The organism is Leptolyngbya sp. FACHB-321, from assembly GCF_014695975.1.
In the GTDB taxonomy this organism is placed as follows: domain Bacteria; phylum Cyanobacteriota; class Cyanobacteriia; order Leptolyngbyales; family Leptolyngbyaceae; genus Stenomitos.
The window spans coordinates 233568-259452 of sequence record NZ_JACJPI010000042.1; the positions used below are offsets into that span (position 1 = coordinate 233568).

26 protein-coding genes are annotated in these 25885 nt (G+C 49.8%); 22 read left to right on the forward strand and 4 right to left on the reverse strand.

Features of this window, described 5'->3' with window-relative positions; translation table 11 throughout:
* Positions 1 to 44: 44 nt before the first annotated feature.
* The 9 genes from H6F76_RS06800 to H6F76_RS06840 all read left to right on the forward strand — a co-directional run bounded on the left by H6F76_RS06800 (position 45) and on the right by H6F76_RS06840 (position 8152).
* Positions 45 to 1085 (forward strand): DUF1611 domain-containing protein, encoded by a 1041-nt coding sequence (locus tag H6F76_RS06800; RefSeq protein ID WP_190506936.1) that lies wholly within the window; start codon positions 45 to 47, stop codon positions 1083 to 1085.
* Complete coding sequence (locus H6F76_RS06805) at positions 1085 to 1438, forward strand: S-adenosylmethionine decarboxylase (protein WP_190507107.1); 354 nt, start codon at positions 1085 to 1087, stop codon at positions 1436 to 1438. The genes H6F76_RS06800 and H6F76_RS06805 overlap by 1 nt, the downstream gene beginning before the upstream one ends.
* Positions 1439 to 1545: 107 nt before the next feature.
* On the forward strand, positions 1546 to 2220 hold the full coding sequence (locus H6F76_RS06810) for a DUF4178 domain-containing protein (RefSeq protein WP_190506937.1): 675 nt from the start codon (positions 1546 to 1548) through the stop codon (positions 2218 to 2220).
* 149 nt (positions 2221 to 2369) lie between these two features.
* Positions 2370 to 3842 carry a spermine synthase gene (locus H6F76_RS06815; RefSeq protein ID WP_190506938.1) on the forward strand — a complete coding sequence of 491 codons (1473 nt, stop codon included), beginning with the start codon at positions 2370 to 2372 and terminating at the stop codon, positions 3840 to 3842.
* A gap of 36 nt (positions 3843 to 3878) precedes the next feature.
* Positions 3879 to 4973, forward strand: a complete 1095-nt coding sequence (locus tag H6F76_RS06820) for a peptidoglycan bridge formation glycyltransferase FemA/FemB family protein (RefSeq protein ID WP_190506940.1) — start codon at positions 3879 to 3881, stop codon at positions 4971 to 4973.
* Positions 4974 to 5090: 117 nt separating this feature from the next.
* Positions 5091 to 5957 carry a DUF350 domain-containing protein gene (locus H6F76_RS06825; RefSeq protein ID WP_190506943.1) on the forward strand — a complete coding sequence of 289 codons (867 nt, stop codon included), beginning with the start codon at positions 5091 to 5093 and terminating at the stop codon, positions 5955 to 5957.
* A 321-nt stretch (positions 5958 to 6278) separates the two neighbouring features.
* Positions 6279 to 6578 carry a hypothetical protein gene (locus H6F76_RS06830; protein ID WP_190450393.1) on the forward strand — a complete coding sequence of 100 codons (300 nt, stop codon included), beginning with the start codon at positions 6279 to 6281 and terminating at the stop codon, positions 6576 to 6578.
* A 59-nt stretch (positions 6579 to 6637) separates the two neighbouring features.
* Positions 6638 to 7606, forward strand: a complete 969-nt coding sequence (locus H6F76_RS06835; protein WP_190506945.1) for a DUF362 domain-containing protein — start codon at positions 6638 to 6640, stop codon at positions 7604 to 7606.
* Positions 7607 to 7927: 321 nt separating this feature from the next.
* Positions 7928 to 8152, forward strand: a complete 225-nt coding sequence (locus tag H6F76_RS06840) for a hypothetical protein (protein WP_190506947.1) — start codon at positions 7928 to 7930, stop codon at positions 8150 to 8152.
* 26 nt (positions 8153 to 8178) lie between these two features.
* Here H6F76_RS06840 and hisA read toward each other — a convergent pair whose 3' ends face one another.
* Positions 8179 to 8952 (reverse strand): 1-(5-phosphoribosyl)-5-[(5-phosphoribosylamino)methylideneamino]imidazole-4-carboxamide isomerase, encoded by a 774-nt coding sequence (gene hisA, locus H6F76_RS06845; RefSeq protein WP_190450390.1) that lies wholly within the window; start codon positions 8950 to 8952, stop codon positions 8179 to 8181.
* Positions 8953 to 9313: 361 nt separating this feature from the next.
* Between hisA and H6F76_RS06850 the strand changes: the two genes are divergently transcribed.
* Together H6F76_RS06850 and H6F76_RS06855 are read left to right on the forward strand one after the other, a co-directional pair.
* Positions 9314 to 9835, forward strand: a complete 522-nt coding sequence (locus tag H6F76_RS06850; RefSeq protein ID WP_190506949.1) for a hypothetical protein — start codon at positions 9314 to 9316, stop codon at positions 9833 to 9835.
* Between the two features lie 43 nt (positions 9836 to 9878).
* Complete coding sequence (locus H6F76_RS06855; protein ID WP_190506951.1) at positions 9879 to 11426, forward strand: alpha/beta hydrolase; 1548 nt, start codon at positions 9879 to 9881, stop codon at positions 11424 to 11426.
* Positions 11427 to 11579: 153 nt separating this feature from the next.
* On the opposite strand, the gene H6F76_RS06860 is transcribed toward H6F76_RS06855, so the two are convergent.
* Positions 11580 to 12926, reverse strand: a complete 1347-nt coding sequence (locus tag H6F76_RS06860; RefSeq protein WP_190506953.1) for an NAD(P)/FAD-dependent oxidoreductase — start codon at positions 12924 to 12926, stop codon at positions 11580 to 11582.
* An 88-nt stretch (positions 12927 to 13014) separates the two neighbouring features.
* A complete protein-coding gene (locus tag H6F76_RS06865; protein WP_190506954.1) occupies positions 13015 to 13365 on the reverse strand; it encodes a hypothetical protein in 351 nt (116 codons plus the stop codon).
* Between the two features lie 513 nt (positions 13366 to 13878).
* Here H6F76_RS06865 and H6F76_RS06870 point away from each other — a divergent pair.
* From H6F76_RS06870 to H6F76_RS06910, 9 genes are all read left to right on the forward strand, one after another.
* Positions 13879 to 14562, forward strand: a complete 684-nt coding sequence (locus tag H6F76_RS06870) for a V4R domain-containing protein (protein WP_190506956.1) — start codon at positions 13879 to 13881, stop codon at positions 14560 to 14562.
* Positions 14559 to 14870, forward strand: a complete 312-nt coding sequence (locus tag H6F76_RS06875; protein WP_190506958.1) for a hypothetical protein — start codon at positions 14559 to 14561, stop codon at positions 14868 to 14870. The genes H6F76_RS06870 and H6F76_RS06875 overlap by 4 nt, the downstream gene beginning before the upstream one ends.
* 79 nt (positions 14871 to 14949) lie before the next feature.
* The gene (locus H6F76_RS06880; RefSeq protein ID WP_190506960.1) at positions 14950 to 15435 is read left to right on the forward strand and encodes a hypothetical protein; all 486 of its coding nucleotides are present in this window, start codon (positions 14950 to 14952) and stop codon (positions 15433 to 15435) included.
* Between the two features lie 84 nt (positions 15436 to 15519).
* Complete coding sequence (locus tag H6F76_RS06885) at positions 15520 to 16179, forward strand: V4R domain-containing protein (RefSeq protein ID WP_190450383.1); 660 nt, start codon at positions 15520 to 15522, stop codon at positions 16177 to 16179.
* A gap of 341 nt (positions 16180 to 16520) precedes the next feature.
* Positions 16521 to 18530, forward strand: a complete 2010-nt coding sequence (locus H6F76_RS06890; RefSeq protein WP_190506963.1) for a protein kinase — start codon at positions 16521 to 16523, stop codon at positions 18528 to 18530.
* A gap of 164 nt (positions 18531 to 18694) precedes the next feature.
* The gene (locus H6F76_RS06895; protein ID WP_190507110.1) at positions 18695 to 19537 is read left to right on the forward strand and encodes a hypothetical protein; all 843 of its coding nucleotides are present in this window, start codon (positions 18695 to 18697) and stop codon (positions 19535 to 19537) included.
* Between the two features lie 57 nt (positions 19538 to 19594).
* Positions 19595 to 21025, forward strand: a complete 1431-nt coding sequence (locus H6F76_RS06900) for an O-antigen ligase family protein (protein WP_190506965.1) — start codon at positions 19595 to 19597, stop codon at positions 21023 to 21025.
* A 173-nt stretch (positions 21026 to 21198) separates the two neighbouring features.
* On the forward strand, positions 21199 to 21792 hold the full coding sequence (locus H6F76_RS06905) for a J domain-containing protein (RefSeq protein WP_347275988.1): 594 nt from the start codon (positions 21199 to 21201) through the stop codon (positions 21790 to 21792).
* Positions 21793 to 21850: 58 nt separating this feature from the next.
* Positions 21851 to 22123 (forward strand): DUF3143 domain-containing protein, encoded by a 273-nt coding sequence (locus H6F76_RS06910; protein WP_190450378.1) that lies wholly within the window; start codon positions 21851 to 21853, stop codon positions 22121 to 22123.
* A 72-nt stretch (positions 22124 to 22195) separates the two neighbouring features.
* On the opposite strand, the gene H6F76_RS31380 is transcribed toward H6F76_RS06910, so the two are convergent.
* The gene (locus H6F76_RS31380; RefSeq protein WP_190506968.1) at positions 22196 to 23599 is read right to left on the reverse strand and encodes a serine hydrolase; all 1404 of its coding nucleotides are present in this window, start codon (positions 23597 to 23599) and stop codon (positions 22196 to 22198) included.
* 234 nt (positions 23600 to 23833) lie between these two features.
* Here H6F76_RS31380 and rseP point away from each other — a divergent pair, with 234 nt between their 5' ends.
* Both rseP and nth read left to right on the forward strand, forming a co-directional pair.
* On the forward strand, positions 23834 to 24919 hold the full coding sequence (rseP, locus tag H6F76_RS06920; protein WP_190506970.1) for an RIP metalloprotease RseP: 1086 nt from the start codon (positions 23834 to 23836) through the stop codon (positions 24917 to 24919).
* A gap of 178 nt (positions 24920 to 25097) precedes the next feature.
* On the forward strand, positions 25098 to 25823 hold the full coding sequence (gene nth / locus H6F76_RS06925) for an endonuclease III (RefSeq protein WP_190506972.1): 726 nt from the start codon (positions 25098 to 25100) through the stop codon (positions 25821 to 25823).
* Positions 25824 to 25885: the final 62 nt, after the last annotated feature.

The window sequence follows — 25885 nt, forward strand, 5'->3', positions numbered from 1 at the left end:
AACCAACGGGCTTAAGACAGTATCACTAGGTGGAGTAAGGCTTGATGATCAGTCCTGACGATGAGGTGGTAATCCTACTGCACGATGGTGTTTGTGGGACACAGGGCAAAACAGGCTTGACTCTCTTGCGTTACAGCGAAGCCAACATTGTGGCAGTGATCGATCGTGCGACTGCTGGTGGCTCTTTACCTGAATTAACAGGCATTCCGCGATCGGTGCCCATTGTCGCTTCGATAGAGGAGTCACTCACGTACAAACCGAATGTGCTGGTCATCGGTATCGCACTGCTGGGGGGCATTTTGCCTGAGGATTGGTATCAAGACATACGGCAAGCGATCATGGCTGGACTATCGATCGTCAATGGGTTGCATACACCCTTAAACCGTGATCCAGCACTTCAGGCGCTCCTTAAACCGGGACAATGGATCTGGGACGTGCGGCAAGAACCACTTGGCTTAAGCGTGGGTACTGGGCAAGCTCGCGCACTCTCCTGTTTACGGATTCTGACGGTGGGCACTGATATGAGCGTCGGCAAAATGTCTACCAGTCTAGAACTCCATCGTGCTTCTCTACAACGAGGACTGCGATCGCACTTTCTTGCCTCTGGGCAGACGGGGATGATGATTGCTGGCAGCGGTATACCTCTGGATGCTATTCGGGTTGATTTTGCGGCGGGTGCGGTCGAACAACTGGTGATGAAGGCAGGCAGCGATCGCGACATTTTGCACATCGAAGGGCAGGGTTCTTTGCTGCATCCATCCTCTACGGCGACGCTTCCCTTGCTCCGAGGCAGCCAGCCTACTCATTTGATCTTGGTGCATCGAGCTGGACAGACTCATATTCGCAATGCTCCCCATGTGCATATTCCACCCTTGCCTGAAGTCGTGCGGCTTTACGAAGCAGTGGCAGCGGCAGCAGGAGCATTTGCTTCAACACGGGTAGCCGCGATCGCCCTCAACACAGCGCACTTATCTGATCAAGAGGCTCAACAGGCGATCGAGCGGGTACAGCACGAAACCAACTTACCCTGCACTGACCCTGTACGTCTAGGCGCGAAACTACTATTAGATGCTGTTCTGACGTGATGCGATCGCACCATTTCTCGGCTATTTTGACAATAACAGACGCGATTGCCAGCAGCACCGCGCCTACGCTGTTGCAGTTGCTTCAAACTACTGTCCAGACTGCTGGCTTAACCGCTGTAGCAGAAGCAACGGCAACTTTTTTCCCTCAGGGCGTTTCGGTAGTGCTGCTGCTAGAAGAATCTCACGTTGCGCTCCATGTTTGGACTGAATACTGCAAAGCAACCGTCGATATTCACGTCTGCGATTATCAGCAAGACAACTACGCCAAAGCACAAAAATTAGCGGTGTTATTAGCAAGCGCCCTCACAGATAGCGATCGTGCCCAATGGCATTACTTAGAAATAACGGATTAGAGACAGGCTAAAAGTAAAGTTTTGCGTGCTCAGAGCTGAGTTTTGGATGTAGCAATTTAATTTAGAGTTCAGGCTTTCAGGACAATACTCTCTTTAAGTAATATCTCATGACAGCAGGGCTAACCGAAACCCAATTGCGGCAATTACGGGAAGGCAGTCGTCTGAAATATCATGGTGTTCAGTGGGAGATTCAAGACTACAGCACCTATACAGATGACAATGGCTACAAAACAGAAGAATGGCTGCTCCGATCGAGCAGTGGCAAAGAGTATTACTTAATGCGCGAGATCGATCCGCAGCATGCCCAAGCACAAGTTCATTGGTATCTTGCCGAAGAGCTACGGTATCCTACGCTGATCGACCCACAAACGTCCCGCGATCGACTAACAACGATCGGTGGAGATATGCGATCACACGTCTCTCCTTACCCAGAACTGCAACTATTCAATCGCGTTTATGCCTTTGAATCTCAAACCGAGGGCGATTACGAATCGGACGGAGAAACCCGCCATCGGATTACTTGGGACTACTGGGATGCCGCCCATCTCTGGAATTTGGCGCTAGAAGCCTGGAGCGATGGCACGTTAGTTGTCTACTCCACCCGTGAAGTGCAGCCCAGCGACTTTACTGAAATGCAGTCAAGTAACCGTGCAGCGCTTGCCCCAGGACAAAGCTTTAGCTCTTCTCTGACCTCTGATAACCGTAAGGCACGCAGCCGCGAATTTGTGATTGCCTGGATCATCACGATCGTCGGCTTCCTTTTAATGATTTCTGGCATTTAACCATCGTGTTTAGGTGTTGAATTGATTCAGCGTTTAACCCTGAGCCTTTTAACCCCTTACTTCACTGCCTAGCAGCGGTGAGCTATGCACCTCACACTTTCCTCCTCACGCCTCACCCCTCTTTCCTCCCTTTTCCCTCACCGCTCCTAATGCCCACATCCCTCTTCATCGAACAGCACTCCAACGGTCTTGCCTTTTATATCAACGGCGACTTGCAGTTTGATACGGCAGATGAAGCCATTTATCACGAATATCTGGTGCTGCCAGCGATCACTCTTGCCGCTCAGCGCTTTCCGCAAACGCCCTTGCGTGTCTTAATCTGTGGTGGTGGTGATGGTTTAGCTGCACGGGATGCGCTACGGTTTTCGCAGGTTAGCGATGTGACGCTGGTGGACTACGACTCAGAGGTTTTGGCGTTCGGTCGCACAGTCTTTGTGCCCTACAACCAGGGTAGCTTGCTAGATGAGCCTAGTGCCGCATTGGGGGAAACCCGCCTGACAGTACATACTCAGGAAGCGTTTGAGTTTGTTTCTCGCTTGCCTGACGCTTGCTATCACGTGGTCATTTGCGACTTCACGTTTCCAACGCGAGCAGAAGACGCACAAATTTACAGCCGCGAATGGTTTCAGCAAGTAGAGCGCATACTTTGTCCAAACGGGGTCATGAGTACTAATGGCGTTTCGCCCGAACAACGCACATTGGGCTTTTGGTGTCTTTACCAAACATTATTAGCCGCTGGGCTACAGGCAAAACCCCTCCAGGTTGCTATTCCGTCGTTTCAAGCACATGGCTATGGCACTTGGGGTTTCTTGCTTGCGTCAGCAATGCCCATTACGCGATCGGAGGTCGAAGCGCTTTCCTTCCCTCCAGCTCTGAGCGCGTTACAGCCCCAGGATTGGATGGCTGCCTTTCAGCTTCCAACGACGATCGCCCAACATCGGCATACTGTCAACGTGCATACGCTGGCTTGTCCTCAGCTTTTTTATTACCTGCTCAATCCTCGGTTGCCATTAGAAACAACGGCGATCGCCCCCTCAGATGCAGAACTACAAACAACTGATTTTTTAGATCTTCAAGAAGCCGGAACAGGCTGCCTTGGTACGCGCGACTTGCTGCAATTAGACTCCATTGCTTCCGTCTGGCTAGAGGAGTTGTATCGATCGGACAACCTTCAAACGCCTCAAGCTCTCGATCAACTAATGCCTGTGCAGCATCGCTACCACAGCGCTCAAATGACGAGTGAATGGATGGGCTATCTCAAAGCGCTCTTAGAAGAAGTAAACCTCAATCAACTGATTGCTAGTCTATTGGAACGCGCTCAAGAATTACCCCCTCAACTCGTACGTGAACTCAAGCAATTAGCAGAAAAGATTCGTACAGGGCAACCGTTAACCTACGTTTCTGAGCATACGGCTGAAGTCATCACACTCCTTTCTGTAACGTTATTGATGGCAAACTTGACAAGTCCAGATGTTGTCTTTGCAAAAGGATATTCCAGTTCCTCAGGCGGTTCCAGCTATAGCGGCAATGGTAGCGAATCGGATCTTGGTATATTTGGCATGTGGACGATGATCATCGGTGGTTTCTGGCTTTGGAATTTGTATAGCAACCCCGATGATTAATGTGCTTTTCCTTAGCTTTCTCCACCTTGCGTGACCATGTTGACTAAACTGCTGGAATCAGTCAAACCATCCGGTCAGCTTACGATGCGTCTGCTGACACTAGACGATCGCACTCAATGGGATACGCTCATTCAAACATTACCCACTGGTTGCTTTATGCAGTCGTGGGCATGGGCAGACTTCAAAGTGTTAGAAGGCTATCAAGCCTTTCGTTATGGTCTTTTTGCCGAAAAAACATCTGCCGAGAACTCGTTAGCTGCAAAAAACTTAGCCGAGCAAGTCTTAGTGGGTGGCTGCTTTTTCTACTATTATCCGTGCGGATACACAGCCAATTTATTGTTCGCTCCTGGTGCTCCTTGCTTCATGCCAGGCTTTGAGCAGGAAGGGATGACACTGCTCCTGGAACAAGCAAGCGTTTTGGCAGAAAAGCTAGGGGCGATCGCTCTCCGAATCGAGCCATTGTTAGCACAAAAGCCGACGTATCTCGATCGCTTTGTTCCCGCACCAGTCGAGCTTTTGCCATCAGAAACGCTGCTGATTGATCTCCAGCCTCAAACAGCGGCAATTCTAGCGGCAATGAAGCCGAAAGGACGTTACAACATTCGTTTGAGCCAGCGCTATGGCGTGCAAACGCAATTTACAACAGATATGCAAGCGCTGCCGCTGTTCTACAATTTGTTTTGGGAAACCGTAAAACGGCAGCATTTCTTTGGTGAACCCTATCGCTTTTTCATCAACCTTTGCCAGACGCTCTTTGCCACTCAAATGGCAGAAATCGGCTTGGCAACCTGGCGCGGTGAAGTGTTAACAGCCGTTTTAGTCCTGTACTGGGGCGATCGGGCGACATACCTTTACGGTGGACGCAGCATTGATCATCCACACGTGATGGCAAGCTATGGGCTTCATTGGGCAGCCATGCAGCGTGCTAAAGCTAGAGGCTGCAAACACTACGATTTCTACGGTTATACCTGCAATCCAAACCATAACTATGCCAAGTTTTCGCAGTTCAAGCGCCAATTTGGTGGCACATCTGTAACCACGATCGGTGCTCACGATTATTTTTTCTACAATCAGCTAGCAGGTACATTGATTGGGTTACTAAAGCGAGTGAAAAGAGAGGGTGAGGGATGAAAGCTAAAAAAGAAAGTTTTAAGTTACTCCCTATTCTCCCTTCCCTACTCCCCATTCCCTACTCCCCATTCCCTACTCCCTATTCTTCGCTTCTAACAACCAACAACCAACAACTATATGAACCCTTTCTTTCTCGACGGCCTGACCCGCATTGGGTTTGTAATCACTGAGCTAGCGGTTGGCTTTGGTATTTTTTGGCTGGGACAGTTGGCGTATCAAAAGCTGTTCCGGCGCATGGATTTAAACCTGGAGTTGTTTGTGCGAGATAATCCGGCAGTGGCGATCGCGCTAGTCGGCTATAACTTCGGCATCATCCTAGCACTGGCGGGCGTATTGGACAAAGAAGGAGAAACATGGCTCGACCAGTTGCTTTACCTAGCAAGCTACGGTGCAGGAGTCATTTTACTGATGCTAGTGGGCGCATGGGTGGGCGATCGGCTCATTCTCCGCCGCTGTGACTGTGCCCGCGAAATAGTCGAGGAGCAAAACGTTGGTGCTGCCTCAGCCGAAGCGGGTGTACATATTGCCAACGGACTTGTTTTAAGCGCAGCACTTGGCGGGCAAAGTGGCACCTGGATTGTTGGGTTAGTTTGCTGGGCTGTGGGGTTAGGCGTCCTGGTGCTGGTGAGTGCCCTTTATCCTCGTGTGGTTCACTACAACGTCTTTCGTGAAATCTGCAAACGCAATAATCCGGCAACTGGCGTGGCGCTGGCTGGCTTATTGATTGCTACTGGTAACGTTGTACGAGTTGCGTTTACACCAGAGTTTCAAAATTGGACGGAGAGCTTTACCCAATATTTCATCGTGCTGGGCTTTTGCCTGCTTGCCCTAGCGTTGATCCGCTGGCTAGCTGACTTGGTTTTGGTGCCCGGTGTGAAAATTTCGGATGAAATTGTCAATCAGTCGATACCCAATCTCGGTGCAGGACTGATTGAAGCCTTTGCCTACATTGCAGGTTCCTTCCTGCTGACTTGGAGTGTGTGAGTGCGCTCTGACAACAACCTGCCCTTACAAGCCGTAATTTTTCTGTAGAAAGTTCTTCTAGACTTTGCTGAAGCGTCACGCTGCTTGAAATTGGGATGAGGCGGTATAGCAAAAGGATGAAAGATGAATAGAAGCCCTTGTTCAAAGGAAGTTTCAAGGTGTATGTCTGTCCTAACGCGCTCGTCGACTGCTATATCTAAGCCTTAGACTCTAAGTGCGAGACGGTTTAAACTGTCAGGTTTGCGATCGTGATGGTTGCCGTTACAATGCCACTATTTGCGACCTTTAGCCCAGTACCCAATTGAATGAGGAGAAACGGATATGCACAGCCAATATAATAACGAGATGCAAATTACCATTTACTATCTGAATGGACAGGTAGAGTCGTTTAAGTTTTCGCAACTAGCCGATCCGGCAGCGCTGGAACAGGAATTGCAGCAAGAAATTCGACGGATTCTTGATAAAGAATGGTGGTTCTTTCATCTAGCCGATCAAACGGTGTGCGTGAGCCGCGCTAACGTGCTGAAAATTGAACTGAAGCCCTCGATCGCACAAATTCATGGTGAAGGAGTGTTTGCCAATGCTCAACGTGTCACTGCTCTTAGCCGCGCTCACGAGTAACGGTTTCTCATAGAACTCTCTGTAATTTCAAAGCCAACTTTACCCTTGCTAGAACTTCTATGGACGTGCAGCCATCGGTTAGCTTGATTCGCGCTCAGTCGTACGATCTCGCTCAACTGCGTCAGTCGCTCGAATCGTTACTAGAGCCGTTGGGTGGTATGGCAGCCTTTGTCAAACCAGGCGATCGCGTCCTGCTGAAGCCCAATTTGCTAACGGGGTCGCGTCCCAGCAAAGAGTGTGTCACGCGACCTGAAGTGGTTTACTGCGTTGCTCAGATGGTGCAGGCAGCAGGCGGCAAGCCTTTTTTGGGTGATGGTCCGGCTTTTGGCAGCGCGAAGGGAGTCGCAAAAGCGAATGGTTATTTGCCGCTGATCGATGCACTGAACCTACCGATCGTAGAGTTTCACGGCAAGCGCTACGAAACGGTAAGCGCAGAGTTTAATCATTTGCTGCTTTCTAAGGAAGCGATCGATGCGGATGTTGTGATCAACCTGCCCAAGGTGAAGTCGCACGTCCAGCTAACCATGACGATGGGTGTGAAAAACCTGTTTGGCTGTGTTCCTGGCAAGATGAAAGCTTGGTGGCATATGGAAGCGGGCAAAGATTGCGATCGCTTTGGCACTATGCTGGTCGAAACAGCACGGGCGATTGCCCCTGACCTCACCATTCTGGATGGCATTCTTGGACATGAGGGTAACGGACCAAGCGGTGGCGAACCCCGTCGTCTGAATCTGCTCGCTGCCTCTAGCAATGTCTTTGCGCTGGATCGAGCGATCGTGGACATTCTCAATGTCGATCCTGCTTCTGTGCCGACTGTCGCAGCGTCGCAACGGTTGGGGCTATGTTCGACGGTAGAGGCGATTGACTTTCCCTTACTACAGCCGCAGGCACTCCACATCACAGACTGGAAACTGCCAGACGCTCTGATGCCGATCGACTTCGGGATGCCCCGCGTTATCAAATCAACCTTCCGTCATCTTTACATTCGCTGGATCAAAGAGCCGAGGCAAGTGTATGCCGGACGTTAAGTAAGAAGAATACGTTAAGTAAGAAGAACAATAGGACATTCGCACTCAGGTTTGAAGGTTTACCTCTCAGCCTTTGCGCTTAACCTTGTGTCTACATTTGGCAACTGAGGCGATCGCTTTATGAGTGCGAAGGTCAAGATATAAATCGGATGATGAAGCGACTTGTAACTCTTGTATCGTCTTATGTGATCCCACAACTGCTTCCGGTTGGTTCGCTATTGTGAGCGTAGACAGGGCTAACCAGAAGATCATGCGCTCACTCAGCCAAATGGCATCAACTTCTGAACAATACCTTTCTAGTCCTAATTTGGAAAAAGTTGTATGTCCCCATCCATGCTGCGTCAGCTTTGGTCCGTTGTGGAAACTAGCCAGTCTCAGCTGTTGCTCAATCTAGACGACAACAGCTTAGTGCAATGGTTGCTCAAGCAGCTTAAAACTCAGCGATCGCTCGACCACGACGAAGCCAACGCTTACACTCACTACATTCACTCTAAATTACCCCTCATCCGCGATTTGGCTGGCAGCCGAACGATGCTTCATCTTTAAGAGCTTCTGTGGCTTCATCCATGCGTTTACGCTAGCGCTGACGTACCAAAGTCAGGTGGAACATCCTGCCAACGACCCTGCCCCACTGCTCGTAATGCCTCTTGTAGCACAATGTCCCCGGTGTAAAGGGCACGACCGACGATCGCCCCGCTTACACCCAACGGTTCTAGTGCCAGCAAGCTCAACAAATCGGTCACAGTGCTCATACCACCGGATGCAATCACTGGCACCGTCACGCCATCTGCCAGTTCTCTGAGCGCTGCCAAATTGGGTCCTTGCAGTGTGCCATCACGATGAATGTCAGTGTAAATAATAGCAGCAGTGCCCAAGTCTGCCATCTGTTGCGCCAACTCAGTTGCCAGCACTTCAGATGTTTCTAGCCAACCTCTGGTCGCTACGCGCCCATTACGCGCATCGATCCCTACTACGATCTGATCGGGAAACTCCTGGCACAGTTCACGCACAAGGTCGGGCTGCTCAACTGCAACAGTGCCCAAAATCACTCGCTGCACGCCTAGCTTCAACAACGCTGCTGCATTGGCACGATCGCGCAAACCACCACCCACTTGAATCGGCACATCAACAGCCCGCACGATCGCCTCGATCGCTGCCACATTGACGGGATGCCCTGCTTTCGCCCCATCTAAATCGACAATGTGCAAGCGGGTTGCGCCCTGGTCTGCCCACTGCCGTGCCACAGCGACCGGATTTTCGTCAAATGTTTGCGCCTGCTCATAATCGCCCTGATACAGCCGCACACAGCGTCCTTCTAATAGGTCGATCGCCGGAATAACCTCCATCGTTGTAGCCTCATACCAATTAAACCAACCCACAGTAACGTATGACTCAGTGAAGATCAATGAACATCGCTTTAATTATTCTTGCTAAAGAAAAGGTTTGCGAATGAACTAGGCTAAAATCCGACAGGTTTCGCCGCCGATCGCCGTACAAACACTCCAGCCTTTTGTACTGGTTCAACCCTGTTACGGAGCGTTAGCACTGTCATTAAGAGCAGTAGTGGCACGCTGATCAATAGCTGGGTGCAATCAACCACGGCTGTTTCTAGCGGGTGTAGGGGGTAAAACCTTCTGGTGGCAAAGCCCCCTTTTTTACAAATAATTAGGGCTACCGATTAATTGGGTTTTGTAGTGAGGGTGCAGAATGGATCTTTGGGTTGATGAGTTTAGTCAAGGGCAACTGATTGAAGGGAAGCCGCAGCCGTTGCCTGGTTTTTTTGTGCGTAGCACGGCACCCATTGATATGGAAGAAGACGAATGCAAACCAGATGATCTTGTGCCAACCGTTAGTGATGTTGTTGAAAGTCTCTATCAAAACACGCGACAGAACGAAAGCTACACAGGGCTTGTCATTCAAATTCATGGTTACAACACAGGCATCGAAAAAATTACCCAAGGTGGGAAACAGGTTGAAGGTAGAGACTATGTGCGAGAAGGCTGGCAGAAGACCTGGGAGTATCTTAATCAACAAGATCTAGCCATTTCTAGTAAGCTTAATAGTTTTGTTTATCTGGGCTATCGCTGGCCGTCAGAAAGTGTTCCTTCTAACCTTAAGAATGCTGGTAAAGCTTTACCTGTAATTTTGACCCTGCTATTCCGGGGTGGAGTAATCTTGGCTGCGCTCGGATTGCTCTTATCTCCTTATTTTTCCAACGTCGATCGTTGATTTCCTTGCTGCCATACTTATCATTCTGGGTGTTGGAACAGCAATGCTCGTTGGCACCTTATTTATCTTGCGTATTATTGTTTATTTCCGAGACTCCTACCGCGCTACTAACTTTGGGGTCCCTGATTTAGTTGAATTTATTCGACAACTTGACTTGGGCTTGGTGAAGCGTCACATTAATGACTCACTTTTTGAAACAGTGATACAAGAAGTGAGTGAACGCTTTAAACTGCCACTTGATGTGCTGTCAAAAGCAGTCAGAAAAACTTGGGAAGCGATCGAGACTGAACCGAAGTATCTGAGCCAGTACCAGGATGACTTTTGTTCACTCTTACCAGCTCTGAAACAAGGTAGTCTATCAACAGTAGATGATGCCGTTTTTCTAGGCATCTATGACAGTTTAGTGCGTGCAAAGAAGCCAGCATATACCGCAGCAGAATTTCAAAGCGCAGCCAAATATTGGAATCGAGAAAAGCCACGTATCCGACTAACATTTATTGGTCATAGTATGGGCGGCTTTGTCACTGCACAAGTGATCCGTATCCTTTCTGATGTGTTTGATCCAGCAGCTATCGGTGACAGCCAAAGCTTAGAAAAACTGCCACCGTCTCATATTGGTCGCACTTTTTTATTAGGGCGTTTAATTCTGATTTCGCCCGATATTCCGCTCACAACCATTATTTCTGGTCGTACAAATTTTTTGCGTTCAGCCCTTCGGCGCTTTGAAGAAGCGTATCTTTTTAGCAGTGAAGGCGATCTGGCTTTACGCCTAGCTTCAACAACAGCTAACTATTTTTCGTTCCCCGCAAGCACCCGTTCTCATGGCTTTCGGTTAGGCAATGTAAGCGTGAATCTGCCTCAACAAAATGTCTACGGGATTGTTAACTTTAAACAGTTAATTAGTGGAAAGGTTGACCACCTTTTGAATTATATTAGCGTGCAAACCTTGGAACAGAACACTCGGAGCTTACAGCGAGACCCGTCCCGAAAGCGAGATGATAAGGTTAACGAAGAATCACTTGCTGCAACGAAACAAGATCCTGAATCAATCGCAGATTTGTTTACATATCTCGATTGCACCGAGTACCGAGATTTCACTACCTACGAAAAACGTCATCAGAAAGAAATTAATGTTTTAATCTGCGAAGGGCAGCGATCGCCCCTTAAGTTCTTCAATTACGCCAAACTGCTCAAAGCCTATGTTGATTTCTCTAGCGATCCTGGGAAAGGTGTTGGAGTAGATGTTCACGGTGGCTATTTCTACGGTCGTTTAAGCAATTTACTGATCTATCGCTTGGCGTTCCTGGGCTTTCAAGGCTTGCTTGATTCACTAGTGTTTCAGCCGTTGACTGAGTGGCATAGCGACAGCGATGCTGCACAAGTTGATTGGCAGACAAAATTGAAGCGAGCCGAAGCGCTCCCCAAGGCTGAACGCCGCGAAGAAGCATTGAAGTATTTTTCCTGGCTGTGCGAGCAGCGAAAGATTCAGGTCGCAGCATCTCCAGAACGCTACTACGTTGATGTGCTTGGGTGCAATCGCGCTAAGGTGAGAGCCGGCATTCTGACGCGAGAGCAACATTCTGACTCGTAAAACTGGCTTGTAGAAACTGGTGCAAGTTGAGCACCCGTACGAGTGCTCAACTTACAGTGGCTAAAAGTGCCTGCCCTAATAGCAGTAGACGAGACCTGCGATAATCGCTGATCTATCCGTTTAAACTTAATCAACCGTGACCCTACGCTTCACCTACACTTTGACCGGTGCTTGACTACTTTGCACACCGTAAGCGTTATCTTCCTCCGGCATAAGTTCACCCGTAATAATACGAGCGCCACGCTTGCGAGTGAAGTAATTCCAGCCCCATTGCAGCATAACAATGAGTTTATTATCGAACTCAATCAAGAAGTAGATGTGGGCAAAAATCCACAGCAACCAGGCTAATACCCCATCGAACCGCACAAAGCCCAGGTCAGCTACTGCCTCGTTTTGACCAATAACAGCCAGGCTGCCAAAGTCTTTGTAGACAAAAGGTGTTACCGTGTTGCCCAGCCAGCGCTGCTTGAGTAATTTGGCAACATACTCACCTTCTTGCATAGCAACGGGTGCGACACCCGGCAAGGGACGTTCGCCCTGGTGCGGAAAGTTTGCTAGATCGCCAATCACAAAAATATTGGGATGATTTGCCAGACTCAGATCAGGTTCAACCATGACCCGCCCCACGCGATCGAGTGCCGCACCCGCCCGATCGGCTAGCACTTGACCCATTGCAGATGCTTTGACCCCTGCTGCCCACAAGACGGTACGCGCCGGAATATATTCCTCCTGACCATCCCGCTTTACAGTAACAGTATTGTCCTGAATATTCGTCACAAGCACTTTCGTTTCTACCGTTACGCCCAGTTTCGTTAAGGACGCTTCTGCCTTCGCCGATAACTCTGGTGGATAAGGCGGCAAGACCCGATCCAAACCTTCTAGTAAAAGAACCTGTGCCTCGTTGGTATCAATGTTGCGAAAATCACGTTTCAGCGTTTTGAAAGCAAGTTCGGCGATCGCGCCTGCTAGTTCCACTCCGGTCGGACCGCCGCCAACAACAACGAATGTTAACCAGGCGCGTCGCTGCTCTGGATCAGTCTCTTTCTCAGCTGCTTCAAATGCCACAAAGATCCGCCGCCGCATTTCTAACGCATCCTCGATGGTCTTCAATCCAGGAGCCGTCTGCTTCCACTGGTCATTGCCAAAATAGTGATGACTGACTCCTGTCGCTACAATTAGCGTGTCATAAGAGAGCGACTCGCCCTGTTGTAAAACGATTTGTTGCTGGTGCGGGTCCAGATCGATGACCTCATCCATCAGCACCTGAGTATTTTTGCTGTCGCTCAGGATGCCACGCAGAGGTGAAGAAATGTCTGCTGGAGAGAGCGTTCCCGTTGCAACCTGATAGAGTAGCGGCTGAAACAAATGAAAGTTGCGCTTGTCAATCAGCGTTACATCTGCCGCCGTGCGACCTAATGCCTTTGCCGCATACAGCCCACCAAAGCCACCCCCAATGACAACCACTCGATGTGCGGCTGGCTGTTCAGTCGGATCTACCATGCTCTATCGCTCCCTCGTTTACTGTGAAAGTAAGTCGCTTCTAATCTACTGTACGCCCTGCAAAAATGGTGAAGATGTCAACCTCTAATTAAGCGGATTCTGTCGCCAAACTGTGCGAGTGGAAGGGCTTAGTTCGCTCTGCTCTTGCTTCTAAAAGTGCTTTATCCCTATTACCCTCTGGAAAGCTGGCGATTAGTGGCAACACTACTGCCCAATCGATTTCTCGCAGCTTTTTAAGCGCGATCGAGAGCGCAAGGAGAGGAGAGCAGAGCGAGGCACCGCGCATCAAGGATAGGTTAGTGAAAGCGCCAATGAAGATAGTGCGTTTCAAGCATAGTTGAGCAAAAAACGCTTCGGCATTGATACTAACGGCAAAGCGATTGGCAGCAATCCCTATCTCGTTAAAAAGTTTTGGCAACAGCCACGCGTTTCGCTCCACTGCATTTTCTCAAGTTTTAGTTTCTCGTTGCTAAAGTAAAAGCCTCTCCAAGGAGAGGCTCAATTATGGTGATTTGACTCTAGGACATCATTATCTTCATTGATCAACCCTCTAAAAAACTGTATCCCACGATCGCTTGCTGAAGGCAAAAGCCTTGCCTATAAAATTCGTTGTACAAATTATATTGCTTTTCTAACATTGCTAATGTTGTGCCAGTGAGGGCAGGGCTGTCTCAAACAAGATGTTGGTAAGAACCCTTTATGAAGATCTTTAACTATCTCCTGATGATGAGTTAGATCTTTGCAACGTCGGGAACATTAAAGCAGAAGCAGCTCTACAAATGATGCAGCAGCCTTTTGGGGTTATTGCTAACGACCTTTCTGCAAAAGTGATGCTGCATTTCTATCCCCCTGCTTGCCTTTCACATTCAGTGTTCGTTTTCCCACCCTGCATCGCTCTTTTGACTATTTGCGTGACTGCTTCAGACCCCTTAGATTTTGCCGAGAAAAGACCATGGTGATTGCAACGCCTCAAGAAAGCTCCATCAAATTGAGAAACCCCAAAAAGCACAATCACTATGGGTTTCGAGACTTCTTCCAGTTCGACCAAGAGAAGGGCACGATCGTCGATTGGAACGGCAGCAGAAATATGCTGACAACCGAGGATTTCATCATCGGTTTAGTAGAGGGCTTAGAAGAGGAAGTGGGTGACGCCTCAGCTGCAACCATGTACACGATTGGTTGTGAGTGGGGGCAAAAAGACGCTTTCTTCTTTGAAAAGTGGTTTGAAAAAGAATTCGATCGCAACCTGCGCCAGACCAACCTCCTGTTTTTGCTTGAAACCTGGTGGTGGCCCTTTACCTCGCAAGGCTGGGGGCGTTGGGAAGTAGACATGGGCGATCGCAAGCAAGGCTTCATGTTTATCAACGTGTTTGACTCTGCCGTTGCACGCACGTTAGGCGATGTCGGTAAACCCGTCTGTTATCTCTATGCCGGACTGTTCGCTGGCTTTTTCACCGAGATGGTTAAAAAACAGTTGAGCTGCATTGAGATTCAGTGCTACTCCATGGGCGAAACTTACTGTAAGTTTCTCTTAGGCGGTCAAGATCGGATTGATGCTGCCTCCTTCTGGCTCAATGAAGGGGCAACTGCCAGAGATATTGAGAAGCGTTTACGGACAGGAGATCTGTTGCGATGAGTACCCTTACCCTACCCCAGACCAATGGTGCCAAGGCACGTCCTGACGTTGCATCGTGGCAGCGAGACTCTGTAAAAGCGTTCTTTACGAGTGTGAACTGGGACGATCATCCGCCTGCAATGCAGGAAATGAAACTGAGTTCTTCTGCAGACAGTAACGCTCCTCTAAGTCTAAAAATGAGCGTTTGTCAGTTTTTCGCCACAGTCAACTGGGCAGACACCGCGATCGCAGCACCTACTGTTGTCCAAGCGCCTTCGCCGCCTGCTAATGATGAACTTACCCTGGATGACTTTTCTGGATTGTTCTAAAGGTTAGATTTTCAAGACTAAAAGCTCATCGCTCAATCAACTTATTCTTCATCCCTCGCCTTTTCTTCTCTAAAAGCATATGCACCCACAAATTGAAACGATCTTTGATGAAGCTGAACATCGTTACCTTAAATCTGAAGAGCTTGGGTTGATTAATCAGTACGTGCATTCCCTCCCAGAGCGGATCGATGTGTATCGGGCGCTGCGTGATCGCGAACTCGAAATCATGCAGCAGGTCGCAGATCAGTTGGAAGCAGCACTGCCCAACGAAACGGTAGAGAATTTGGAGCGGAGTCTTAAAAATGCGTTGCTGTTGTTGCGCTACTCAGCAATGGGAATGTTGCTTAATGATGAGATGTTTGTGCAGGAACGCTTACTGAATTGGCTCACAAAAACAATCAGTATTTACAACACCCAAGCGATCGATACAGCACTCTTCCGGCTACTTAACCAACGCTTGACACAAGCACTTAGCCCCAAGCAAATCAATCTAGTGGGTCCATATATCGCGAAAGTGCAGACGGCTATGCTGCAAGCACCAACACTTTCCAGTGCTGGACATTAGAACGAGTTCTGCCCCACTCCCTTTATTCTTTGCCCTCATCAACAGAGGCATTTCTAGTCCAATCTAAATCTCTGGTGTCGCTCTATGATTTCTGTTGCTGACCTATTAACAAATAACCGCGTTCCCGGTGACTACTTTGCGATCGATGCCTATGTGAAGGGCGATTTAGAGCTGGGCTTGTTAGAAAACCGCCGTGGCGATCGCCTGCTAGCACTGCCCGAAACGCTGATTCAAGCGATCTATAGTGGACTGCAAAAAGAAACGGGTCAAGCCTCGCGATTGGTGCTTTTCAACTGCGGTCGCTGGTGGGGCAAAAACTTTTATACACGCTTTCGTGAAGAGCTAACGGACTACTACGGCACAGCTTTAGCAGATATGCCAATGCTGGAGTTTCTTAACAGTTTGCAGTCTTGCTGGGTCGCTTATGGCTGGGGCAAAATTGAGTTAGATCAGTCCTACCAGCAGCGTGGCTTTTTGATCCTTAAAACATTGGGTTCGCCCTTTGCCCGTCAAGCACCTCAAGGCGAGTTGCCCGTCTGCTTCTTGGAGGCTGGTGTCTTGAGTTCGTTCTTTACCCAACTGACAGGTCGTGAGCTGCACTGTATCCAAACTGAGTGTGAGTCAATGGGCGCACAACAGAATCAGTTTGTTTTGGGGCTAGCTAATCGCTTACAGCCCGCTGAAGTAATGGTCGAAAGCCGTCTAGAGCATGACGTGATTATGCAAAAACTCTGCACTAAGTAGGCAGGTTTTCGTTGTTGGTTTTTAGACAGGAGACAACACCGTAGCTATCATGAATGAAATAGTGAGAGGTACTGTTTAAAGCAATAAGTAGGATGGTTAAATAAAGCACCATTGAGAGACCGGGTTTTGACTGCGCTCAACCCGCCGACACATAGGACTGAGAGCATTGAGACTTCGGCGTAGGCGCTCAGTTGACTGCGAAGTCGAAATGCATCTTATAAAACTACGCCTAGCTACTTAGCAAATACTAAGAGTGAACAAGGTTGCCTTCGCTCAGTAGTCTCTCAGCGATCACACAGCAATCAATAACTAACAATTAATAATTAACTACACTTGCCGATGTGTCGTACCTCCTTGCAAAAGAGCTAAAGCGCTCTAAATATCGACTATTGGGCTTAGTGGGTCAGGGGCAGTTTGGACAGGTGTACTGTGCCAGTCATCGAAAAACGGGTCGCCTTGTTGCCTTAAAAGAGCTGGATAAAAAACGGTTTCCAACCCACAAATTCTTACGCGAATTGCGGTTTCTGCTGAGTTTGCAACATGACAACATCGTGACGTGCCATGCGTTGGAGCATACTTCCACTGGGCGTTATCTGGTGATGGACTACTGCGAAGGAGGCACCTTGCGCGGTTTGATGGAAGATGATGTGCGCCTGCATCCAAGCCAGTGTTTGAAGCTGGTGATCGATATATTGGCTGGACTTGATCATGCCCATCATCGAGGCATTGTGCATTGCGACATCAAACCAGAAAATATTCTGCTGACGCTGCAAGCAGATGGCTGGAGGGCGCGTATCTCTGATTTTGGCATTGCCCGTCTGCATCAAGACATCATTAGCGATGGGAGCGGCAATACTGGATCGCCTGCTTATATGGCTCCGGAGCGGTTTTATGGGCAGTACTCGATTACATCGGATCTATATGCTGTAGGAGTGCTGCTGTTTGAATTACTGGTAGGCTACCGACCGTTTTCTGGTGTGCCGATCGAGATGATGTCAGCGCATCTGAACCGTCCTGTAAGTATCCCAAATACAGTGCCAGCAGCATTGCAAACAGTCATTTTGACGGCATTGCAAAAGCTACCAGCACGACGCTTTCAGTCTGCTACAGAAATGCTGAAAGCCGTGCAGACGGCAGCGATGAGTGTTGAATTTGATCGCGCTTGGGCAGATACAAGATTGTTACGAGCTTCTGGTGTGCAACCTGTCACTGAGTGCCACTATGTGCAGCAGGAAACCCTACGATCGAGGGTGCAGCAGCTAGTAACAGTGGCAGGAGATGCATCATCACAGGGTGATCTCAATGGAACTGCTATAGCAAAGACTGTAGTTAATTCTCCGTTTGACGCTACAGGTGATCGAGTCTATCAGATTCACAAAAACGACATTAGCTGCCGGAGTTATGCAGGAGGGCTTTTGGCTGGGAATGCGGTAAGCCCAGTTGAGGTTGACGGGCGATCGCTGTTTTCCTGTGTACGGTTGCCCCAAGCGGTGAAAGAATTGCTGGTGCGCCCACAAGGTTGCTTTGCAATCATGCAGCGCTCAATTTATCGTGTCCCCGTTGAGCTTTTTCAAACTGGCGTTGCCCTGTCCAGCCAAAAGCCGTTGCCACCTATAGTTAGTACCAGCGGCTCTCTAGTACATTTGTTACCTGAACTGGTAGCTGAATTTAGTGGAGACTTTTTGGCTGCGATCGAGACAAAAGGTCGCTGGATGGCAGTAGCCGCAGTAGAAGCAAACAAAGTAACTAGCCTTTTAGACGTTTGGTCGTTGTCACCCATCCAGTCGTCTAAATCCATCCGTTGTAACGGTGCTACTAGTGCTGCCCCTCGTTTAGCTGGCAATCTGTTTCACCTAACGATGGTTGATTCGCGCTATGTTGTTACTTTTTCCCACCTTTTAGACAAGGGTACGCATTCTTCCATTACTGGCGTGCTGCTAGAAATTTTCACTCGCCGCGGGCATCCAGTGATTACTCTGAGTCTACCTGTGCCGTTGCGTCATCTTTCGGAGAGCGCTATGCCTTACCGCATGATCGCGCTGGAGCCAGGGCAGCCTCATTCCGTCTTGCTGATTGATTTGAAACCTCTTAAACTGCTGCGTGTAGGGGTAGACATTGTGCCGATCCTGATAGCATCTGCTTCTTGGGGCGACATTTTGATGGCGGCGGATGGAAACATTGTGGTGCTAGACCGCTATGGTCTGGTTGTTGGACGTATGGTAGGACCGGCTAACCCAACAGCGCTCGCAGTACTTGAACCACATGGGTTACTGGTTGCAACGTGGGCAGAAGGGCAGGGCACCTTAGTGACGATCGATTTAAAGCAAGCTAGTACAGGCATTCTGTTTTGATGGGCTGCACGTAGTTAACTAACGGGCAAGTGGTAGGCAACAGAGGGTAATTTTTTATCTCCGTGTAACTGATCCTTCCTACTTTTTTCTTCACCCTCACATCCTCTGCTCATTGAGTAGAATAATTGCAGCTAATCAAATTTATGGATGGGGAGGAACAAGGGGTGAATGAACTGAGAGCCGCGTTGGAGTTGGCAACAGAAGAAGAGTTGCAAGATTTGACGGAAATTCTATTTCGCCCCAAGTTTAACCCGCTTGACTATGTAAATGCTGCTGACCCGATCGCGGTGCAAAGCCAAAATCGCGCTGACTGGCTCAGTGCTTTGGAAGAACGATTTCAGTTTCTTGCTGCTGATGGTATGACGGTACTGAGTCGCAAAACGCAGCGGCTGACCTACCGCCAAATCTTAATTCAGGTCTGTCGGCATCTTAAACTGCCATATCAAGAATCAATGTCTACGGTGGATTTGGAAGCAGAGGTTTTTCTTTCACTGCTGTCGCGGGCCTGGAAGCAGTTACCTGCTACCGAACGAGGTGCATTAACGATTCAGCTACAGCGATCGCTGACCCACTCTCAACTGCTGCCCCAACTCCCTCTAGCTTTGCAGCAAGACCCACTGAGCTTGCTGATGAAAGGTAGTAGCGCGATCGCGGTTAGCTCAGTGTTGCGCCCGCTTTTGCTACAGCAGATTGCACGCCAGTTTGCGCTTCATTTTGCGACTTATCAGGTCGCGCAGCAGGCAGTGTCGGCGGGTGGGGCTATAGCGGCGACACAGTTTCAAAATTACCTGGCAGTACAAACCGCTCGTCGTGGGATGGCGTTAAGTGCAGCACGCTTGACTGCCGTTCGCAGCGTGTTTGCAGTTGTAGGTCCAGCGATGTGGGCTTGGTTTCTGGCAGACCTGGGATGGCGGACGATCGCCACGAATTACGGTCGCATTATTCCCACCATTTATGCCCTTGCTCAGATTCGCCTTACCCGTGCTGAATGCCTTGAACTCGCATAACGACGAGCGCCACAATCCCTTGCAACGAGGCGGTCACGTGCTTCAGGCTAGGCAATTATGACTTTCAAGCACCAGTTAAACGCTTGGGTGCCGTTCCGACCTGGCTTCAAACCCCGACTTCCCCTCTGGACTCTTACCCAATTAGCGGTGCTGTTGCTGCCGTTCAGTTCTCTCCTAAGTAGTCTGGGCATTTTACTGGTGGCACTTGGTCTCTGGCTACAGCGCTTTCCCAGCCTTGTACGTCGTCCCGTTAACTGGGGCTTTGCAGTGCTGAGTGTGCTTATGTTGATCAGCACTGCTCTAGCGTTTAACCGGATGGATGCGCTGCTCGGTCTGTTTAACTTTCTGCCGTTCTTTTTTGTGTTTGCAGGGTTAAGCGAGTGGTTCCAAACGCCTGCTAAACTGCGGCGAATAGCGTGGCTGTTGGTGATTGGCTCGGTGCCTGTCGTGGCGATCGGGCTGGGGCAACAGTTTTTCGGGTTGTCAGGGCAGATGCAAATACTGTGGATTGTCGCTGACTGGTCGATCGCTCCCACTGGTAATCCTCCCGGCCGTATGGCGTCAATCTTTTCTTACGCTAACGTGCTGGCAAGCTATCTGTCCGTGACGCTGACGTTGAGTCTCGGTCTATGGCTTGAGACATTTTTGAGTGATCAGCAGTTAGTGGTCAGTGATCAGTGGTCTGCGGATGGCGGTCAGTGGTCAGTGACTATTGGTCAGGAGGATGTAGAGGGCGAAGCCTTTGCTCAAAACTCCCCACGCCCCCAGATCTTCCTGATGGTTGCTGTGCTGGGTAACGCGATCGCCTTGGTGCTAACCAACTCTCGCAATGCTTGGGCGATCGCAGTCTTTGCGTGTCTTGCCTATGCGCTTTATTTGGGCTGGCGTTGGCTGTTAGTCGGTGTTGGCGTTGTTGTAAGTAGTACGCTTGGTGCCGCGTTTGCTCCTGCTCCAGGACGCGACTGGCTACGGGTAGTTGTGCCTGAGTTCTTTTGGGCACGGTTGACCGATCAGCGTTATACCGATCGTCCCCTTGCTCAACTCCGCAGTACACAATGGCGTTTTGCCTGGTCGCTGGCTCAACAGCACCCACTGAATGGATGGGGCTTACGTAACTTCACTCCCCTTTACCAGGCAGAGATGCAATACTTCATTGGGCATCCTCATAATTTGTTGCTGATGCTGGCATCAGAAACTGGCATACCTGCTGCCCTATTGTTTTTTGGTTTAGTTGGCTGGATCGTGGCACAGGGCAGTTGGATGCTGTATGCCAAAATGCCTTTAAGCGATGCAGAGGGGCGAACTGAAACCCACGATCGCCTGCTTTACTTCAGCTATCTCGTTGCTTTCGTTGGCTGTGGCCTCTTTAGCTTTCTGGATGTCACGCTGTTTGATGTCCGCATTAATTTACTCGGCTGGCTCTTGTTGTCAGCCATTGCGGGAATCGTCTACCGAGGGCAAGCAGTCGGAGTGGCAAGTAGGAAGTAAGGTCGATCGTTTCCTCCTGTTGACTGCTTATTGTCACCCTGGCTCTGAATCTACCAACCCAGTTACAATAGGCGGAAGCTAATTAAGTCAGACATTTAAGAGAGCAGGATTCTCGCGTGACTCATGATCGGGCGACTCCACACGGTAATGAAGAAAAGGCATCACAGCAACAAGTGGTGTCTGCAAGTTATTACGGCTTGCTGGGGTTACATCCTTCAGCATCAGTGCGTGAAATTCGTCAGTCATATCGAGATTTGAGTAAGCTTTACCATCCCGATACGACTGCGCTGTCAGCCGCGATCGCAACTGCTAAGTTCCAACAACTCAACGAAGCGTATGCAACGCTTAGTAGCCCAGAGCGGCGCAGTGCTTACGATCGCAAGATTGGTTATTCAAATGTACCTGTGATTCAGCCCTCGCCGGCTTTTGCGCAGCCAAAGGTGTCAGCCCGTACTGTGCAATCGTCATCGGCTTATCTTGATGCAACCAATCGTCCGTTGTCACCGGGAGAAATCTTTGCCTTATTCATCTTAGGGTTGACCTTTGTGGGTTGTCTGGTGCTGGCGATCACGATTGGTATCACCAGAGGCGAAGCTGTTTTACAGCCAAGTGCTGTCCATCCTGATATCTTGCCGCAGGAAATTAGGACGGTTGAAACCACCAACACGGGCAGCCAACCTCCAATAAGCCAGCCTTCGACAAAACAGTTGGAAAAGCCTGTTATTGATTCTGCCTTAGAGCCATCCAGTGCGAAACTGGGTACCTGACCCTATACTGCTTCAACACAGGCGATACTAGAGATTCTTCATCCCTCGAAATTCTTCAATGCCACTTCCTTCTGCTGATACTCCCCTTTACAATCATCCCCTTCCTGACATTGAGCAATGGCTTATTGCTAAGGGGTGCGAACAAGACCGAGCTGAGCGGCACTGCTGGTATGTGCAGCACTCGGATTGGAAAGCAGAACTGTGCCTGGAGATTGACCAACTGACAGTCCGCTATCGTCAGCCGCCTGAGAGTGATTATGCTGTTCAGCGATCGTTCAAATACTCCCTGAGTCGGCAGGATATTGAAGATGCGGTGTTTGCGGGTCCGTAAAGGCACACGTCCCTGATGTTCACGCAGTGCTGTGTTCGCATTGCCGCACTTCTTACACGCCGCTAGTTGAGTCTACCGTTCAGTCATCTGGGTAAAGATGGTGTTGGATATAGCTGGCAAAATCTCCGCGTTCTGGCTATAGGCTTCATCAGTCCCAAAGACAGCGAGAATGTATGAAACTTTGCCATCTGGAGATGCAACGAAAGCGACTTCGTGACGCGCTTTGCTCGTCATGCCAACTTTAGAAGCAAAGCGCACGTCTGCTGGCAGTGCTGCGCCCAGAAAGCCAGCGATCGGATTATTGGGTTGTTTTTTCCACTTTTCCGGCTGCAAGTCTCGCGTTAACAGCGTCATCATTTCTTGACTGCGGCTGGTTGATACTGCCTTGCCGGCGTAAAGCTCATACATCAGTCTGGCGGCTTGATCGGTAGTTGTCAGGCTACGAATTGGCTGCTGCTGTTCGTCGAGCATCTGTAGCTCTCGTCCATCCGGCGCTTCAAGTTGAAGCGAATGGATAGGATAGTTCTTTTGGCTGATGCTAAGACCGTTATAGCTCGCTGCCTGAAAGAAGCGGTTTAATTGCAAGCGACGCTTCAGCCAGGTTTCGTACTCAGTCCCGCTAAGTGTTGCGCCAGAGGTTGTTTGCGTAATGCGATCGAAAATGCGGCTGGCAGCATCATTGTCGGAGTGGACGATCATAGCGGTCAGATCGCTAGTCAATTCAGAATCAGGCTGTAGGAGACCTTGCTCTAGCATCGCTTCGCAAGCAACCAGCCAGAACAGCTTGACGACGCTAGCCGGATAGCGGGGTGTCTGGTTTTGGTAGCCTGCTGTCTGGTTCGTTTTGAGATCGATCAGTGTGATCGATAGTGGCTCTGTGGGTAAGCCTTTGCTGGCGGCAAGGGCAGTGGCTCCATCCACGATCGCCTGTAGTGCTTCGCTAGGCACTAGCTGCGGTGGCTGGGGAACGTTATAAACTAATTCAGCGAATGTCTGTGGCTTTGGAGCCACCACCGCTGGGGTTGGCTGGCTTGGTGGTAGCTCGACTCGCGCAACACTACGCTGACGGGTGTGCTGCAAGCTAAACAGCGCTGCCACTGTCAGCCCAGCGATGGCTAAAAGAGCGACATCTAAGCGCTTTCGTAACAGCAGACGTACAAAAGGCGAACGATGCTCAGGCACCTGGTAGCGACGGGATTGGCGCTGTGCAAACGTAGCCTGACGTGTAGTCTGGGTAGTCGTGCTGGCTAACACGCTAGGTTCCTGTCTTGCCGATCGCGATCGCTGTGCTGCCCTAGGTCGTCGCTCTATTTGAGGTGGTACGGGCGATCGTTGCCTCTCTGCAATCTGTGCCCGAAGCTGTGACGCTTCTGCTCTAAGCTGTGCAACCAGGCGCTCGGCTCTAGCAAGCTTCGCCTTTAGCTCGACATTCTGCCGTTGTATTGTTTCTGGTTTCAGTTTCAGTAATTGGCGCACAGGTAATGCTTGCTCTTAAGTGACCCACAACTGGATACTGGTATACAGCAAGTTTTGGGTATTGACGAAACTTTTTTACAGGCGGCTTTGGCAACGGCGATTCTACAGATAGTAGCGAATTGCCACTGAGGATTTTGTAGCAAGCAACATTTACTGAGTTGTAGCTTCTAGAATAGTTGGAAGTGCGTTGCAACTGTAGCAACCGCGAAATCACCGTTTTATTGGAAGTTTGGTATGTCAGTTTTGGCTGCGATCGCCGTTTTAGCAATCCTCATTGTGGTTCACGAACTGGGGCACTTTACGGCTGCCCGCGCTCAGGGCATTTATGCCAACCGCTTCTCCATTGGGTTTGGTCCGATTCTGTGGAAGTATCAAGGTCCCGAGACGGAGTATGCACTGCGGGCATTTCCCCTCGGCGGTTTTGTCGGCTTCCCTGATGATGACCCCGAGAGCACGATTCCACAGAATGACCCTAATTTGCTGAAGAATCGCCCTGTGCTGGATCGGGCGATCGTGATTAGTGCTGGGGTCATTGCAAATCTGGTCTTTGCTTACTTCCTGCTTGTGACGCAAATTGGCATCGCTGGCACACAAGACGTGAACTTTCAGTCAGGCGTTTTAGTGCCCGATGTAAAAACGGAGATTAGTTCAGCGGCTGCCAAAGCAGGCATGAAGCCAGGCGATATTGTGCTGGCAGTAGACGGGAAGGAGCTAGGAGCTTCTAGAGAATCCATTAAGACGTTGATGGAGGCGATTCAAAACCGTCCGAATCAGCCGGTTGCGCTAACCGTACAGCGAGAAGGTAAGGTGCTTCCAACACCACTCGTTGTTACGCCCGATGCGAATGCCAAAATTGGTGTCCAGCTTGCGCCTAACGTCACGATCGAGCGTCGTCGCCTCAGCAACCCGATTGAAGTTTTCACGCTAGCAGCCAGCGAGTTTCAGCGCATTACAGTCCTCACTGTGCAGGGCTTTGGTCAACTCATCACCAATTTTGGACAAGTTGCCGACCAGATTTCGGGACCCGTGCGAATTGTTGATGAAGGGGCGAAACTGGCGCGCTTAGATGCCTTCAATCTCTTTACCTTCGGTGCCCTTATCAGCATCAACCTGGCAATTATTAACATCCTGCCTTTACCGGCGCTAGATGGCGGTCATCTAGCGTTCTTATTAGTGGAAGGCTTGCGCGGTAAGCCTTTACCATCCAAGCTGCAAGATGGCGTGATGCAAACAGGTCTAATGCTGTTGCTGGGATTGGGCATTTTTCTGATTGTCCGCGATACCACCCAGCTAGAGTCGGTGCAGAAGCTGTTTCGGTAGAGCATGAAGGCTAAAGGACAAAAGGATAAAGGCTGAAGGATGAATTTTGAGCTAATTCAAACCCGCTTCCTTCTCCTGTCTCTGCTTCCCTTGCGTTTCTATTGCCTCTATGCCGTCTGTCTTCTAGCTCTTATTCCCGCCGTTCTTATCCTTTACCCTTCATCCCTTATCCTTCTCAATGTGCGCCTCTCGCAAATTGCCAGCCAAGCAGCAACGGGCGATCGAAATTCTGCTGCGTTTGAAGCGCTTCTACCCAGACGCAACTTGTTCGCTGGACTATGAAACCCCGATGCAGCTTTTGGTAGCGACCATTCTGTCTGCCCAATGTACTGATGTGCGAGTCAATATGGTGACGCCAGAACTCTTTCGGCGCTTTCCTGATGCGGCAGCAATGGCAGGTGCAGAAGTGTCGGAAATTGAGGCACTGGTGCGATCGACAGGCTTCTACCGGAACAAGGCAAAGAATATCCAGGCTGCCTGTCGGATGATTATGACGGAGTTTGGTGGTGACGTGCCGCAAGTAATGGAAGACTTGCTGAAGCTGCCAGGTGTAGCGCGAAAGACCGCAAACGTGGTGCTGGCAAATGCGTTTGGCATCAATATGGGCGTGACGGTTGATACGCATGTCAAACGGTTGAGCTATCGACTGGGCTTGACAAAGCACACCGATCCGATTCGTGTTGAGCGCGACCTGATGAAGCTGTTGCCGCAGCCCGATTGGGAAAACTGGTCAATCCGGCTGATCTATCATGGTCGTGCGGTCTGTATGGCGCGTAAACCCCAGTGCGATCGCTGCGAGCTTGCTGACCTCTGCCCGTCTGCTAGCCTACCTCTAAAGCCGCTGTCAACGCCTGAACCGGATGATCTGGCAATCACACCTGAGCATCCGACGCCTGCCATCTGAGAAGCTAGGGTTCTTCAAAAGAAACGGTTGTCTTATCGCACCATCGGCTTAGAACCCTAACT